Origin of the sequence: Lysinibacillus sp. GbtcB16 (genome assembly GCF_019091145.1) — a bacterium.
In the GTDB taxonomy this organism is placed as follows: Bacteria; Bacillota; Bacilli; order Bacillales_A; family Planococcaceae; genus Lysinibacillus; species Lysinibacillus fusiformis.
This window is the reverse complement of sequence record NZ_JAGXJV010000232.1, coordinates 1-319: the sequence shown is the minus strand read 5'-3', so window position 1 is coordinate 319 and position 319 is coordinate 1. Positions and strand designations below refer to the sequence as shown.

Below are 319 nucleotides of genomic sequence, written 5' to 3'. Positions count from 1 at the left end.
AGAGGAGGACGCTGGACCTCCTTCATCCTCTCCTAGAGATCTGCAAGGAAATAGGGATATATGATCTCCCTAGGTAACACAATCTATTCTATATGCAGTTTGTTTCGCAGATTTTTTGCACACCAATCTTCGCACGACGATGAACATCCTTTTGGGAAATTGGGGATTTTGTTTTTTTTGTTTTATCTTCCGCTGTGCATGTGATGTCGCCCCAAGATTTCCCAACAATTGTTTGGGCCTTCCACTTGGCCCAATAAAACTCAAACTTGGACCCAATTGACCCATAACTAAGTTGGCCCAATTCCAACCCAATTATGTG

1 protein-coding gene is annotated in these 319 nt (G+C 42.9%); it reads right to left on the bottom strand.

Annotated features, from left to right (window positions below; all coding sequences use genetic code 11):
• Positions 1 to 88: 88 nt before the first annotated feature.
• The coding region (locus tag KVT27_RS24100; protein ID WP_217582122.1) for a hypothetical protein at positions 89 to 319 on the bottom strand (231 nt) is incomplete at its 5' end.